A 15,910-nucleotide genomic window follows, 5' to 3' on the forward strand; every position below is an offset into this window, starting at 1 on the left:
TTTCGAAAAATCACACTTTCAAATCTCTTCTTTTCATATACATCGGAAATCTATGCATAGAACAACTAGGTATGATATTACCTTATCCTTCCTTTTCTGTCTAGCCAACAAGCTTCTTTATTTATGTTAAAATAAACAAGTCCTTTCATTCACGAACTCTAATGATGAATCTATACATTCGTGTATTTCTCAATTACATATCCTATTTTTTGAATCTAATTAAGGAGGCATTACATTCATGGGCAAACTAATTTTCTTTCTCGGCGGGGCCGGAAGTGGCAAGACCACCCTTGCCAAAGCCCTTTCACGTAAACATAAAGCGGCTTTCTTTGATATGGATATTTTGCTTCGTCCCGCGGCTGAGGCGATCATGACCCTTCAGGGACTTGATCCATCCGACCGGGATTCGCCTGAATACAAAAGGTTATGCCGTGATCTTGGGTACCGCATTACGATGGACGCCGCTCTAGATAACGTTCAGTTGGGTATCGATACGATCGTTGTGGGGCCATTTACCAAAGAAATCGGTACCCCGGATTGGATTGCTCAGGAACTTGCACGAATCGGACATACCCTGGATGATACGGATGTGCGTGTAGCCTATATTTATCTGGAGAATGAAGCGCTATATCACAAACGGATCACAGCGAGACAATCCCCACTAGATGAATGGAAGTTAGCTAACTGGGATGCCTTCACAGCTTCTCTTGTCCGTAAAGAAATAGCCTGGCCCCTCCCTGCTTCATCCGTCGCTTATATTGATAATTCCAGTGATGATCCTGCGATTGCCTATGCTGAACTTGAACGACGGATGTACGAATAAAAAGAAATCACGTGCTCACTCACCTAATCTGTGATGATAGATAGTATCAACGCTTCTCTCGCCAAATTGTGACTCACTTCTTGAACTCTAATGAATCTCAGACACCTTATTGCCTTGATTTGACTAATAGGAAAATTGTAACGAATCTCAGCAACGCTAAACGGGAGCAGACGAGTGGAAATGGGCAAAAACCTGCTAAAAACGAAGAGTTAAGACGTCTCAGATTCGTTGCGATATAAATATGGCTCATATACTTGAAATAGGGTGTGCCAGGTTCGTTAGCGTTTCAAAGAGTGCCCCTTGATGAAACGAAGTGTTTTCCAAAACGCTTTCTGAATGTGATCTGGATGAAAGCTGTACACTGTTCATATATATATCAAATAAAATCAAAAAAGGATCAGTCTCACCAAACCTTCGGGCTGATGAAACCGATCCTTTTTTCCACTAAATATCTCCTCATAACACATGGAATAGACGAAATCCGCTACCCCAATATTAGACGTCAGACATCAGCTGAGAAGAATGCTTCCCATTCGTCCATCGCCCTATCATTTACCCATCTATGCGCTTAGCTTAAAATATACCAATCCTTACCCGCGCTGATGCGACGCATGACGTTCAGCAATACGAGCCGTGATTATTCCATGACTCTCATCGATTTCTTCCGGTGTACACGCGGCTTTTAATTCATATACTTTCACCGGAGAACGGTCGATAATATCCAAAAACGAATCAAAATATGTCATGTCTTTACTATGAATATATGGACACCAATGATCTGATAACCCTACGGTTTCATGAATATGCACGCCAACCACGTGATCAATCAACGCGTTAGCCTCACGTACATTATCGTACAGCCCCATTCGATCCATCATCATGCCGTGACCAATATCGTACCAGAGACCAAGCGGCGCGCCCTTCATTTGTCCAATAATCGTTCCCGCTTCGTGCAAAGTCGGCATCTGATAACAGCGTGAACGGGTCTCAATACCGAAACTCACCCCGTATCCTCGCTGCTCCGACAAGTCACACACCTCTTCCAGACTCTCCTGAATCCGGCTCAGGTAATGTGCGCTGCCATCTTCCCGCTTCTCCAGCATCTCTTGCCATAAAGATTGATATGCCGGTGAATCCGGTCCTTGATCGTGGTATATCTTTTTCAACGCTTCATCTATATTGTATTCAAACGGAACCTCACCGGGATGTACAACAACAGCCTTGGCCCCATAACGATGTGCGTACTCGGCTGAGCGAAGTAACAGTTCTATCGCCCGTCTGCGGCGCGGCTCATCATCGAACCCAAGCAGGACGGAATCCGTCCCGTAATCGGGATCAGCCACATGCGGGAATGTATTATGCACACTGGATACACCGATCTCGCCCCGTTCAATCATCGGTTCTATCGTCTGCAGCATCTCTTCCGTTACGTTGTAATTCAGTTCCACCTGTTTGAATCCAAGAGACTTGATCTCCTCGATCATACCTTGTCCGTTCGTATGACGTTTGATATTCCAACATGTTGAGAATGAATATTCCTGTTTGTCCGTATACATCATTGGTTCCTCCTGTCTCTCATTCTATCGCCCATTCATATTCCATTTATCTCTATCTATATAAGTTGAACCAATAAACTTTACACTAGATCACTCCAATTGCAGTACCATCTTCCGAGCGCTGTTATCCCCTGATTTTTTTGATCCCCTTCTCCAAAGGGAAAAATCGGGTGATAGCTTATGCTTCCGATGCAGCTTTCTTGCAGAAAGCTTTCAGGCGAACGCTCCGCTTCTTCAGATCGGTTCTGCACTCTTCGTTCTCGTGTAAATGTTCAGTTCAACTTATATACCTATTCATCCCGCTAACCGTTGTCTTCACGGAGGGTCAATTCAAATCTCATCCTGTTTGCAGTCTTTCCAGGCACATAACGATAGATGATCTCCGCATGATTCACGTACATTAACACGGATGGTTCAGGTGCTTCAGCCTTCACGGTACACGTAAGTCCAGGGAACTGCCATAACACTGGTGTAATATCCTGCTGACGAAGGAATGGCCCTCTGATTTCAAAATAAACGTCGATTTCTTCAGCCGTATCCAGCTCCACATCAATGGTTAACGAATCTGGTGTGAGATCCGCATCAAACGTTACTCCGCGCAGATGACTGTTCCACCCTTCCCCTACCTCACGACGAATCAAGCGGAGATAATAACGCTCACCCCTCTCTGTCTGCCAGTGAATCGTGGCGGGATGCATCTGGCCGTTGGTATTCACACTTCCCGACATGGCCCCAATCATCCGATCCTCACCGATCCAGGCTTTGGCTGTACACAGATTCCGATTGGACGTTGGATCATTGCGCTCACACAGCTCCATGAACTGTTTCTGCACAAGCCGATCTTCTTGATGAGCCTTGAAAAACGGTACGGCTTCTGCGGGCACATCCACCCCAAGGAGCGCAATCATCGGATCATGACCAGATTCACAGTTGATTCCTGCCAGATATTCATACCCTTCTCCAAGCAAGAGATAGATAAATACACCGATTGAACTATGCTCTCGCATCTCCATGTCGTACGCCCGAGAGAACGGGCCGGAGAGATTCTCCAGATTGGCATTGTAGTATAGCGCAATGTTATTCCACAGCCCGTGTGCGATCCGGTGTCCAATTTCAACCAAACGTTCCGTGAGTCCATACTTTCGATACATGCCAAGCACGGAGAGATCCACCCCGTAATACGTTGTTGTATTGAATTCAGCGAATGTCCCGTCGTACTGTTCAAACTCCTTCATCAATCCCTCCGCCTGTTCATCCGAATGCTGAATCCATTCTGTTCGGTTCAAGCGATGGCCGTAGTAGTGGGTCATGAAAATATGCATTAACTCAATATTCGTATTCATGGGGATTACGTCGGATAACCTGCGTTCTATTGACCCTTGCACAGCCAACTCCATCGCATGGTCCATCCGTTTCATGAGTGTCTCCGGTATAAGTTCACCGAATTCGGCAGTTACGACCACACAGACACAAGCGATAAACTCGCGCCAGTTGGGATCATAGCTGATCCAGACCGGTGGCAGAATCTGATTCACTGCCGAATGAAAAAGGCGTTTCAGTTGTTTGGAATCTGCCGCCTCTGTGAGCAGAGATCCATCTTCCTGTAGTTTATGGATAAACTGCGCAGACACCTTATCAAAGGTGCGTTCCAGGAAATAGGCCGTGCCTGGCGCAAAAGATTTCCAAGCATAGTGACCCGCTGGTGGATGCGCATCAGTTGGTCGGGTCGCGAAGGTTCCGTGATAGATCTCATTTGGAGCGTCATATTGAACATCGAGCACCTTGTGGAACACTCGTATCGCGCGTTCCACATCACCAGGCTCATTTCGAATTAACAACCCGAGCGCATAATGTGCACTGGCTCGTGTACTGTGCTGTGATGAATCCTCTTCTTCGAAACTACGAAGCAGATCCATTTCCTTGTCATAGAAGCTATCCATCATCAACATGGACTGATTTACAAGATACTGTTGCTCTTTCGACATCTTCTCTACCATTCGTTGTGTCATATCATGGACCTCCCGAGACTATTAACCTTTTACAGCACCTACCATTACGCCACTGATAAAGTACCGCTGCAACCACGGATACACAAGCAGGATCGGTAACGTTGAGAATATAACGCTGGCTGCTTTCAGACTCTCAGGCAGGACCTGAACGGCGCCAATGCCTTCGTTCTGCATCAGTTCTGTAATCTGGTTTTGCTGAATCATCTGATACAACTTCAATTGCAAAGGATATAGTTCAGGCTTCGTAATATACATGAGTGCATCTTGGAAACCATTCCAGCGTCCTACCGCGTAGAATAGGCTCAGTGTAGCCATAACCGGAAGGGATAGTGGCAAGATAATGCGCATGAGTGTTCCGAAGTGGCTGCTTCCATCAATGCCTGCTGCTTCTTCCAGACTTTCAGGAATACCTCTGAAGAAGGTAATGAGGATAATCATGTAGAACGGACTAATCAATCCAGGCAGAATAAGTCCCCATATGCTATCGAGTAGATGTAGATTTTTGATCAGAATGTACTCGGGGATAATGCCGCCACTGAAGAACATCGTCACCACAATGACAAGCATAAACCACTTGCGCCCTTTCAGATTACTCTTCGCCAGTGGATAAGCTGCTGCAATGGTCATCACCATGCTTAGCACCGTACTCAGGACGGTCAGCCAAATGGTATAGATGAGGGAACGAATCATCGATCCATCTGCAAATACTTTGGTATACGCCTCAAAGGATAACTCTTTGGGGAAAAAGGAAACTTCTCCTGAACCGATTGCCCGGTTCGAACTGAGCGAAATCGCAATAATATGAATGAATGGTGCAAGACACAGCACCATCGTAATGACAATAAGAATGACGTTTACCGTGTTGAATATTCGATTCGCCGTGTTTTCAGACATCCCACTCACTCCTTACAGATCATATGTGATTCGATCCACTACATAATGCTCTCATCGGTTAATTTCTTGGACGTATAGTTCGCTCCGAGTATCAAGACAAGTCCAACTAAAGCCTGGAACAAACCTACAGCTGTTGCGAGCGTAACCTGACCAGATTGTAAACCGACACGATAGACAAACGTGCTGAGCACATCCGAGTATTCACGTACAGCCACGTTACCGATAATAAATGGTCGGTCGAAGCCGATAGAGATCATGTTGCCGACATTGATAATCAGTAAGGTAACAATCGTTGTTTTGATGCCTGGCAAGGAGATGTGCCAGATTCTGCGTAACCGACTTGCTCCATCTACTTCTGCCGCTTCATACAGTTCCCGGTTAATCCCTGTCAGGGATGCCAGATACAGAATCGTACCCCAGCCTGCACTCTGCCACACACCTACCGCAAGATATGTGAAGAGCCAATAGTTTTTGTCTGAAAGGAAAGGTAACGGATCAAATCCCATGCTCATTAAGATATTGTTAATGAAACCAGATTGTGTACCGAATACCTGAAGTACGATCCCTCCAATAATGACCCACGAAATAAAGTGAGGAATGTACAGTAAAGTCTGTGCCAGCTTTTTGAACCAGGCCTTCTTCAGCTCGAACAATAAGATGGCTAATATAAGTGGTGCCGGGAAGGAGACCAGTAGATCCAGCATATTAAGTACTAACGTGTTGCGTAATGCCGTGTAGAATCCCTGATTTTGAAACACTTCTCTGAATGCATCCAAGCCAATCCACTCACTACCGGCGATCCCTTGAAAGAAGTTAAAGTCCTTGAAAGCAATCTGCACGCCATACATTGGCCCATACTTGAAAATAATGAAGTAGATCATGGGCAGTAGGAGCAACGCATATAGTTGCCAGTTTCTGCGGAAATAGATGCTTGTTTTCATAAACCTTCCCCCCATGTCATTCAGGATTCTTCATCAAGGCGATGTTGCCATCACCCTAATGAAATCCCTGTTCTTTGTTGTCATACACATTAGATGTGATCTCTACTCTACTTATTTCATCGCTTTGTAAGCTTCTGTACGTTCATCCAGGATTGCTTGGCCACCGCTCGCCATGTAGTCCTTCATCATGCTGTCATACGTGGCTTCAAAATCAGCGGGTTTGGAGATGGTTGTTTTCACGAAAAACTCCATAAATTTGTCTTTCAAGCCGTTACCGTAACGTGCTTCTGCATCAATCGGTTTGGAGAAGCGCACCGGTTGAATGGTGTCCGTGTTAGAGATCGCTACCGACTTGCGCATATCATCCCGATACTTCGACTCTACCTGTACGACATAAGCCTCTTCATTTTTCTTGTCATCTCCAACGTATTTACCATTGACGATAATGGCAATGTCACCGGAATTATAGATACGGCCTGCAATTTCAGGAGAAGCATCATCTTTGATCAGTGGTACCCCATCCACAAGTTCATAGTTCTCGTTTTCAACACCGAATTGCAGGTCGAACAGGTTGTTGCCTGAAGCCATCCAATCCAGATACTTCATCGCTGCTTCCGCATTTTTGCTCGATTTCGGGATCATGACATACATCGCATTGGGTGCATATGCCGGTTTGGCAAATTTGCCTTCCGAATTTTTGAATGCATCAATCGGTGTCATCACTGCACCAGGTTGATTGGTTTGCAGGTTTTTGTACGTACCGGAGATATAAATCTCCCCTGCATCCTCAGTGTAGAATCCAACTTTGCCGTTAGATACATCTTCCCACAGCTTTTTCTTGTCTTTGTCGAGTCCAAAGTCCTTGCTCATTAATCCTTCATTATAAAGTGTGTTCATATATTTCAGGGCTTCCTTGAAACCAGGCAACAACGTTGGATAGTCATTGGAACCCAGTTGCTGCGTTAATGTATATTTCTGTTCTTCCGTCAGCGGTTCAATGAATGACCAGATCAGTGGTTCATATTGAGCCGAGGCAATGGACATCCCCATCGGAATAAGTCCTGTGCCAACCTTACCCGGATCTTTTTCCTTGAAGGCCTTCAGTGTTGTATGCAGCTCCTCAGCTGTCTCAGGTGATGGCAATCCGAGTGCGTCCAGCCAGTCCTGACGAACATAGGATGCGTACTTCCCAAGTACAAGACGTTTACCTGGAACCGCAAACTGTTGTCCATCATATTGACCGTAGGCCAGCGTTTCATCTCCCAGCAATTTTTTCAGGTTAGGACCCGTTTGATTGATCAGATCCGTAAGTTCAGTTAAACCACCTTGTTGTGCATAACGGTTGAATGTTCCCGAGTCGTAGGTAAAGACGATATCAGGTACTTCAGAGCCACTCGCCATCAGAACGTTAAGTTTCTGTACTTCCTCCGAGCGTGGTACCGGAACAAACTGAACATCGATGTTGTTTGGGTCACCAAACTTCTCTTGAATGAAGCGAGTCAGATAACTGTCCGAAATGGTGTAGCCTGCCGGAGTGTTTCCCCGATCGAAGATTTCTACTTTCAAAGTCGTTTTTTCCCCCGAACCCGACTCTCCAGATGAAGATGTTGATTCGCTTCCTGATGAACATGCAGATAATAATAGAGTGAATGCTGTTACCACTGCGAGGATTGAACTTGCCTTGCCTGCCTTACGTCTTTGAAATAATCTCATTTGACCTTTCCCCTTTCGCACACTCTCTGAATGGATTCACATGATTGCCACTCCACTTTGTTCATCCCATTTTGTTGCACCTGTGAATGTCACTAATAATTACATACGATCTGATATTTAGACAATAAACTATTTTCGAAATGTGAAATTCACGTTTTATACGTTAAATACCGCGATATATAAACATATTTCCTGACAATATACAATTTTCATGCCTTATATGTTAACTATAATAACATGTAATGTTGTATTTATTTTGATTTCTCATACACAATCTGGCATCACCCAGCTTGCAATAATCTTTTTTCCATTAAATCTCTCTTCAAAAAATGAAAAAGAGACCACATCTTATGTGATCTCCTTGTTTAGCAACACGTGTAGAACGATTCGACGCACTAATTCCTTGGCGGAAGATTAAACTTCATTTGACCAAACAACGTATCGATCGCATTTCCCGCATGTAAAAAATCTCCTGCAAAGGACGATAAGGGACAAAACCTTATTGCCTCATACAGGAGATTTCATTGATACTTCTAAGATTATTGGATTTCACCCGATACTCGGATGTTCTAACACGTGCAATTCCGTTATTGATCCCCTTGTTTTCCACTCTGCTTGCGGTAGTCCCCTGGTGTCACGCCCATAATCCGTTTGAATACTCTGCCAAAGGAGATGGCATTGGCATAACCCACTTGCAGAGCAATATCCTGAACAGCCATATCGGATGCAGACAACAGACGACAGGCCTTTTCGACCCTCAGTTTCACCAGAAAATCAACAAACTTCATCTCAAACTCTTCCTTAAACAGATAACTTGCATATTTGCCCGAAATCTGGAACCGATCACTCAGATGTTTCAGCGACAGATCCGGATCATCAAAATGCTCTTCAATATAGATCCGCAGCTCATTGATCATCGCGCGATGACTTTTCGTTTCATTTACAGATACATAATTGCGATAAACCTCTTTAAGCCACTCCTGCAAAATCTCTTGAATCCCCTCGAGTGTCTCCACCTGCTGGATATCACTGCGAAGACGAGTCAGAATTTCCTCGGCAAATTGGCTTTGCAACCGCTCAGACAGTTCCCCGAACTCACGGGACAACATTTGGATTAACGCCTGCAGCAACATGCGAATATCGTTATCTGTAATCTGATCTTCGTTAAACGCAACAAACATCTGATCCAGCTGCGTTCGCCAACCATCACCGGTTAGTCTGAATTCACGGACAAAGTCTGCGAGCATCTGCAAATACTTGTACGATTGCAGCTCAATACGATCCGGCAGTTGCTCACTGAGAACGATCGCATCTTTACCAAGGGTAAGTCTATGCTGCAAACCCGCATCTGCACTCGCATAGGATCGAGTAATCTCCTCCCAGCCCGATACGGTTCGTCCAATCCCAAACGTAAACCGTAGGCGGAAGTTTTCCGCAATCCACATATGCATCTGCTTAGCCAGATCCATAAGCAATTCACGGTCCAGCCCTTCCTGCTCATCCGATGCAATCACCACAATAAGCCTGCGGTTCCCAAACCATTCAGCCCAACCGCCGAACTGGCTCTCATTCTGCACAAGTTCTTCCACTACGTTCATAAGCGCAATCTTCAGAATATTCTGATTGGTCGAGAGATCGTCACCATTCATCTCCGCAATGAGGACTGCAACACTCTTCGGTTCCATGAATCGTTCCTCTAGCGGTTGCAGATGGCGAAGTCGCTGACGGAACGAATCCATTCGCTCTCCTTCCATCAGATCAACAAGCAACTGTCTGCGATGAATCAGCAAGTTTTCATGATGTTGTTTCTCATAGTCAACCGTTTGAGCAATCAGATGTTCCAGCGCACGGTCGATGAGTGCCAGTTCATCTTTGACGGATGGAGCTACTTCATCCTCCTCGGCACGTGGCTGTAACGCCTGAATTCGATTCATGATCAGCTGGATGGGGCGTGTATTTCTTCGAGTAATGTAGATTAGTCCCGCCACCGCACCAACAATCGTTAATAAACCAATACCGATCCACACATAAGAAACAAGGGATACCCATGAATACAGCTGTCCGGATTGAATACCACTCTCAAAGACCAGACCAAGTTTGTCCGCAGTCACACGATTAAGGATTTCACCTGCTGAAGGGTCCATTTGATGCGCGGTATAGATCAGATTGTCGCTCTTATCCCGAACCTGAAGAACAGATAACTTTTCATTGGTCATGTTATCAATCTGCCGTTCCACTGCATACATGCGGATGGTAATGACTAGCAGTCCTTCCCCGCCCCACGGTAACGGAAGCCACTTATTCATGCTAATCACCTGTGAAGGTACGTCGAAGGAACGTTCCTTATAATCACGTGGCAGATTCCAACCGAGGTTCTCCCGATCTTTCAAGGCTTGCTCAATATAGGCACGATCTTCGAAATCTTCCAAACGCATCATGCCTCTGGGCGTAAGAATCTGGGAATCGGACATGCGATAGAGATAAATGGATTGAATCATATCCTGCTGATCCAGCATACGTCCCAGCCCACTTGCCGCATCATAGATGAATTGACTCGATAATTGTCCCTGTCCAGCTTCCAGAAAGCGACTATATGTTTTGTTTGCACCAATGTCTTCAAGCAACCGAAGTTCAATGTCGCTTAGCGAGCGCTCCAGTGTATCCACGATATAGCGGGTGGAGATCATGTCGGCTTTTTGTGTTTCGTTACGTGAGAGTTCGTTGACAATCAGGAAGGAGAGAAAGATCAGAATGGAAATCGTAAGCAGAAAAATAGGAAAATACGAATACATCAACTTGGTGTGCCAATTCCGCTTCAGATTTACTTTCATAGGCTCCAACTCCTTCCATCTCTATTCTAATGAGTATGCTCTTCTCTGTTCTTTGGCCTGCCTGCTGACGATATACAGAATCACTGATCCTAGTGCCGCACTAATCGTGCAAGCCAGATACATCAGTGATGGACCGCCGGAATCGAGTAAATATCCATTAAGCATATTACCAACAATTCCGCCCAGGCCAGCAAACACCATGTTAAATAAACTTTGTCCTGTGGCCTGCATTTCCCGTCCCGTAACCGAAGCCACATATTCAACTGCTGCGATATAAAAGAATCCGAAGGATAACCCATGCAGCACCTGAACGCCAATCATGACCTCAGGTGTTGGCCATAGCCATTGTATCCCCCAACGTAACATATACGCCCCCGCTGCAAGCAGCATCGTCCGTTCATGTCCCCATTTTCGGAGTATAAATGCCGCTGCCAACATGGATGGAACATTAGTAATTGACGCCAGCAACAGTGCTGTACCCGTCATGGTCACAGAACCGCCAGCCATCTGAAATGAAATAACAAAAAAGGAGTTAAACGCAGTGAGCGTTTGGTTAACCAGGAAACAACCTGTTAGAAATAGAAGGAATGTCCGGTTTCGGAGCAATCTTGCCAAACCTACGGAGAAGGTTACCGAGGACGAGGATATGCTCGTCTGCCGGGGAAGTGTGCTTGCCAGTATAGCGCTCAGAATGTTAAACAGGAGAAATGGTAGCCATAACATGTGAATGGAAAACTGGGAGAGATACATCCCTGCGGCAAATCCCCCAACTCCCGTTCCTATGCTGCCGAAGAGTCGGATCATGCCATATGAGGTGTTCGCGGTTCTCGCAGCTGTAACCGCATAGGAGTCAGCAACGGGTATTTGAGTCACTTGGAATATAGTGCATAAAGTATAAATCAATATTAATATAAAGTACACTTGAATATTGTAGAAATACGCTAACGATGCAGGAACAAGCAGGCTTATCACCAGTACGAACCGTGTCTTTTTAAACTTATCTACCAGAATTCCCCATATTGGTTGAAGAATAATGGATACAAGTGTGCCAAACGCCATAATAAATCCGGTTTCTTTACTGGAAAACCCTTGTGCTACCAATATGGGATTAATGTACGGGTTAAACATCCCCCCGGCAAGCCCCATAAACAGATATAGGCCCTGCAATTGGAGTAAAACACGTTTTGCATCATTGGAATCGGCTTTTATTTTCTCTGTGTAAGCCTTCATATGTCTACTTCTCATCCGGATCTCCATCCTTTATTTCTGTAGTTGCTTCGCCTATTCTCTATTTTTATGTGCGTGTCAGACTCGACTTGATTGCAGCCAATGCCCCGATTGCTCCTGCTTTGTTCCCCAGTTCAGCTATAGCTAAAAGTGTAGGCAGAACAGTGTAACGTTGGAGGCGTGTGCGCACTTCATTTAGATAATAGGATGGGTTGGATGCAGCCACGCCACCACCGATCACTATAATGGAAGGATTGAGTAAAGCTGTAATATTCGCCAGACCTCTCGCCATATAACGCATGGGTAGTTCCAGAATCTCCAGGGCAGCAAGATCACCCGACTCCGCTGCTTTGAATACATGCCTGGCTTCAATCTGTTCCGCTTCCCCTCCTGCCAGACTCATGATCAGGGATAAGGAACTTCCCTTTCCAGCAGCAAAATAACGCCTCGCCTGTTCGGTAATTCCCGTACCTGAAGTCACTTGCTCAAATACGCCAAAGGAATCCGCATCCGCAACATAACCGGTATGAAGCCCTTCTTCTCCTGCAATGAAATGCCCAATCTCACCTGCTGCTCCAGTCTGGCCGCTATAGAGCTGTCCATTCAGGATAAGAGCGGATCCAATGCCTGTTCCAACCGTGACCATTACACAGTGTTGATGTCCCTGTGCTGCCCCTTGATCATATTCTCCCATTGCGGCCAAATTCACATCATTATCCAACATGATATTTCCGCTGTAATACTTCGCAATAACAGGGCGAATATCTAGCTCAGGCCACTGAAAAGCCGGAGCATTTCGCAGTATCCCCTCCTCTTGCAGAATCACACCAGGGAATCCCAAGCCTGCACCTTTAAGTTGATCCAGACTGCATCCAACTTCGCGGCAGAATGTTTCCATTTCAGCGAATAACCATCGGAAGAACTCATCCGGCTGATCACTGGCAAGCGTAGGCAAGATACGTTCATGAACTTCATTTCCAGCCTGTTGTGATGACAAGAGCATTAATGTTTTGGTGCCTCCAATGTCAATACCTGCAATCCAGCCGGATGGATCACCGCCAACCGTACCATCCTGATTGGACTGATAATTATTACTTACGTTTTTCACGGATTCTGTCATGCCTTTTTCCTCCTCACATGTTGTATATCCAATGTCTTATTCCATGGCTTCCTGCTGAAGGTTCAGCATCGTTTGTTGTATAGCTACCTGTACCGCGCCAGTGACAACAGCCTGCTCACCAAGCTTGGAACAGATTAACTGTGGTTGCACCGGGAATTGCTCAGATATGATCTGCCTCAGTAAAGGCAATAACACATCACCGTTCCCTCCTACACCTCCGCCAAGCACAATGAGATCTGGAGCAAGCACAACGCTAATCTGACGCAGAGCTGAAGCAATCTTCTGGCTGTATTGTTGTAGAATGTCTAACGCCTCTACCTCTCCACTGCGCGCAGCTTCAAATAACTTCTCGGGAGTCAGGTGTCTGTGAAGATCATCTGCAACTACATGCTGATCTAGATAATCTTTCGCCAGTTGCATCAGACCATCAGCGGACAATACTTCCTCCAGACGTCGGCCATCGTCCACCAGCATCTCCGCGATCTCTCCAGTTAAGCCACCTAAACCTCGAAGCAGTTGGCCATGTACCATGATGCCAGCGCCAGTCCCTGTACCGATGGAGAAAAAAACAAACAAGGGATATCCTGCTGCTGCACCACTCCGATACTCCCCAAGCGCCGCAAGATTCACATCATTTTCCAGAATTACTTCACAGGGAAAAGCTCCTGACAACGACTCTAAAGAGAAAGCTTCTTCCAGACCCGCTAACGGGTCCACAATACGATTGATACGCCCTGAATCAGGCAGCACTACGCCTGGTATACCGAACCCGATGCACTGAATCTGATCCCAGTTCAGATGATTCTCATCAAGCAGTTCGTTCATATGGCTTCGAAGAAGCTCAAGCATCGTAGCTTCTGCTCGCTCATAAGCTCCTTGAACAACCATGGGATATGTTCGATAGGCAATGATCTCTCCATTCAGATCGGACAATGCAATCCGAATACGTGTTGCGCCGATATCTATACCACAGACATAATAAGCCGTTTCATTGAAACGAATGAGGGTTGCTTTTCGACCCTGAGCGTTGTCAGCTGGCCCCATTTCCCTCACCAGATTACGGTCAATCAGATGTTCGACCGCCAAAGACACTGTTGGTTTACTAAGTCCGGTCTGACGGCTGATATCCGCTCTCGACATGGTTCCTTGAGTTATGAGGGCATCCATAATGAGATTTTCGTTCAGATTGCGGATATACTGCGGTGTGCCAGCCATGTTATCGCCTCCTTTTATAGTCAGCATTTTTCATAATTCGATTAAAGTCGCTCTCGGGTACAAAATATAGACGAACAACACCGTTTCGATCTATATCTTGCTGATTGAAAACGCTCTTGGAAATTATGCTAAATACTTAGTTAGTTAGGTTTATTAACAAATTGATTAAATTCAATATATCATCGTGTTTGGTAGGTGTACAGCTTTTTGTCATTGCACTCTTTTAGTAGAAAGTTTTACTAGAAAGAACCGACCTTCACCTGTAACACAAAAGCCTAATAAAGGAATTATTATACAATAATAGACGTTTATACATTTCCGAAACAGTGACACGCTCATAGAATACCTTATCACGATCAGGGAGGTTTTAATATGTATAGAAAACATCATAAATGTCATCATCCAAGACCAAAGTGTTTTTACAAAAAAATTACGAAAACTTGTGTTACCAAAGTGAAATATGTCCCTACAAAGTGTAAAAAACACTGTCATGTCACTGTTGAATATTGTGGAGTCAAAAAAAGAAGACATTACTAATACTCTTTTGCCCTTCTCTTCGGAGAAGGGTTCTTTCTTATTGAACTAGATTAATACCGGATACCATTAACCTATCAAAAAAGTTGCGGTGATATTTCACCGCAACTCCTTTCTTCCTTATATACATATTCATCAAGTTTTGGAGAGTTCAATAAATCCTTCACCGAAAACATCACGCACGTCATGAATGGTGATAAAAGCAATCTCATCTTCTGCTCGTACAATCTTCTTCAGCATAGAAACTTCCTGCTTGCTAATCACAATGTATAGAATTTCTTTCTTATTTTTCGTGTAATATCCATGACCGGACAGGACGGTTACTCCGCGATCCATCTTCTCAATGACTTGCTTCGCGATTTCATCCTGTTTGGAAGAGATAATCATGACTGCTTTTTTCGGATTGAGCCCTTCAATAATGAACTCCATTGTTTTGGTTCCAACAAACAGCAAGACAATTGTACACATTAATCCTTGTGGTCCAATGATAAAGTATGAGGAGAAAGCCACAATCAGATCGAAGAACAGAAGTCCGTAACTGATATTCCAATCCAGATATTTGTTGGCAAGTCGGGCCAGGATCACTGTCCCCGCCGTTGTGCCTCCCACTCTAACAATTAAGCCAATACCAAGACCGGCAAATAATCCGGCAAAAATGGTATTGATCCAGAGTTCATCCGATGCAATCGTCCAACTCTCCGTCAGATGCAGGAACAACGAGTTGAACACCACTGCAATAATCGTATATACCGTAGTCGTTTTATCAAGAAACCGATATCCCACAATTAACAAAATACCGTTCAGGATCAAGTTCATCAGTCCAGGGGACCATTCAAACAGGTAATACAAAATAATCGTGATACCCGTGACGCCGCCTTCAGCCAAATCGTTCGGGATGACAAACAGGTTCACCGCCAGTGCAAACAGAAATGCACCTGCCATAATAAATAGGATATCCGTAATTCGTTTCTTCATTATGCATTCCATCCAATCCATCAGAAATCAACCTAATCGACCCGTCTCATAAGTTGTCATAACCACTCAAAG

Annotated in this window: 11 protein-coding genes; 1 reads left to right on the forward strand and 10 read right to left on the reverse strand. The window is 45.0% G+C overall.

The genetic code is table 11. From position 1 onward, the window contains the following. Positions 1-238: 238 nt before the first annotated feature. Entirely contained in the window at positions 239-823 is a 585-nt protein-coding gene (locus tag ACDJ59_RS12945; protein WP_413409300.1) for an AAA family ATPase, read from the forward strand. Positions 824-1,413: 590 nt separating this feature from the next. Here the strand turns inward: ACDJ59_RS12945 and ACDJ59_RS12950 are convergent. The 10 genes from ACDJ59_RS12950 to ACDJ59_RS12995 all read right to left on the reverse strand — a co-directional run bounded on the left by ACDJ59_RS12950 (position 1,414) and on the right by ACDJ59_RS12995 (position 15,838). Continuing rightward, positions 1,414-2,379, reverse strand: a complete 966-nt coding sequence (locus ACDJ59_RS12950) for a sugar phosphate isomerase/epimerase family protein (RefSeq protein ID WP_413409801.1) — start codon at positions 2,377-2,379, stop codon at positions 1,414-1,416. Positions 2,380-2,681: 302 nt separating this feature from the next. Beyond that, on the reverse strand, positions 2,682-4,388 hold the full coding sequence (locus tag ACDJ59_RS12955) for a hypothetical protein (protein ID WP_413409301.1): 1,707 nt from the start codon (positions 4,386-4,388) through the stop codon (positions 2,682-2,684). 21 nt (positions 4,389-4,409) lie between these two features. Continuing rightward, on the reverse strand, positions 4,410-5,282 hold the full coding sequence (locus ACDJ59_RS12960) for a carbohydrate ABC transporter permease (protein WP_413409303.1): 873 nt from the start codon (positions 5,280-5,282) through the stop codon (positions 4,410-4,412). A 38-nt stretch (positions 5,283-5,320) separates the two neighbouring features. Continuing rightward, the gene (locus tag ACDJ59_RS12965; RefSeq protein ID WP_413409304.1) at positions 5,321-6,223 is read right to left on the reverse strand and encodes an ABC transporter permease; all 903 of its coding nucleotides are present in this window, start codon (positions 6,221-6,223) and stop codon (positions 5,321-5,323) included. A gap of 111 nt (positions 6,224-6,334) precedes the next feature. Further along, positions 6,335-7,936, reverse strand: coding sequence for an extracellular solute-binding protein (locus ACDJ59_RS12970; RefSeq protein WP_413409306.1), 1,602 nt, complete (start codon positions 7,934-7,936; stop codon positions 6,335-6,337). A gap of 587 nt (positions 7,937-8,523) precedes the next feature. After that, entirely contained in the window at positions 8,524-10,767 is a 2,244-nt protein-coding gene (locus tag ACDJ59_RS12975) for a helix-turn-helix domain-containing protein (RefSeq protein WP_413409307.1), read from the reverse strand. A gap of 21 nt (positions 10,768-10,788) precedes the next feature. Continuing rightward, positions 10,789-12,012: an MFS transporter gene (locus ACDJ59_RS12980; protein WP_413409308.1), complete on the reverse strand. Its 1,224-nt coding sequence runs from the start codon at positions 12,010-12,012 to the stop codon at positions 10,789-10,791. Between the two features lie 49 nt (positions 12,013-12,061). Further along, the gene (locus ACDJ59_RS12985; protein WP_413409310.1) at positions 12,062-13,114 is read right to left on the reverse strand and encodes an ROK family protein; all 1,053 of its coding nucleotides are present in this window, start codon (positions 13,112-13,114) and stop codon (positions 12,062-12,064) included. A gap of 36 nt (positions 13,115-13,150) precedes the next feature. Further along, positions 13,151-14,329, reverse strand: a complete 1,179-nt coding sequence (locus ACDJ59_RS12990; RefSeq protein ID WP_413409311.1) for an ROK family transcriptional regulator — start codon at positions 14,327-14,329, stop codon at positions 13,151-13,153. A gap of 669 nt (positions 14,330-14,998) precedes the next feature. Further along, positions 14,999-15,838 (reverse strand): YitT family protein, encoded by an 840-nt coding sequence (locus tag ACDJ59_RS12995; protein WP_017688839.1) that lies wholly within the window; start codon positions 15,836-15,838, stop codon positions 14,999-15,001. Positions 15,839-15,910: the final 72 nt, after the last annotated feature.

The organism is Paenibacillus amylolyticus (genome assembly GCF_047302515.1).
Classification (GTDB): Bacteria; Bacillota; Bacilli; order Paenibacillales; family Paenibacillaceae; genus Paenibacillus; species Paenibacillus amylolyticus_G.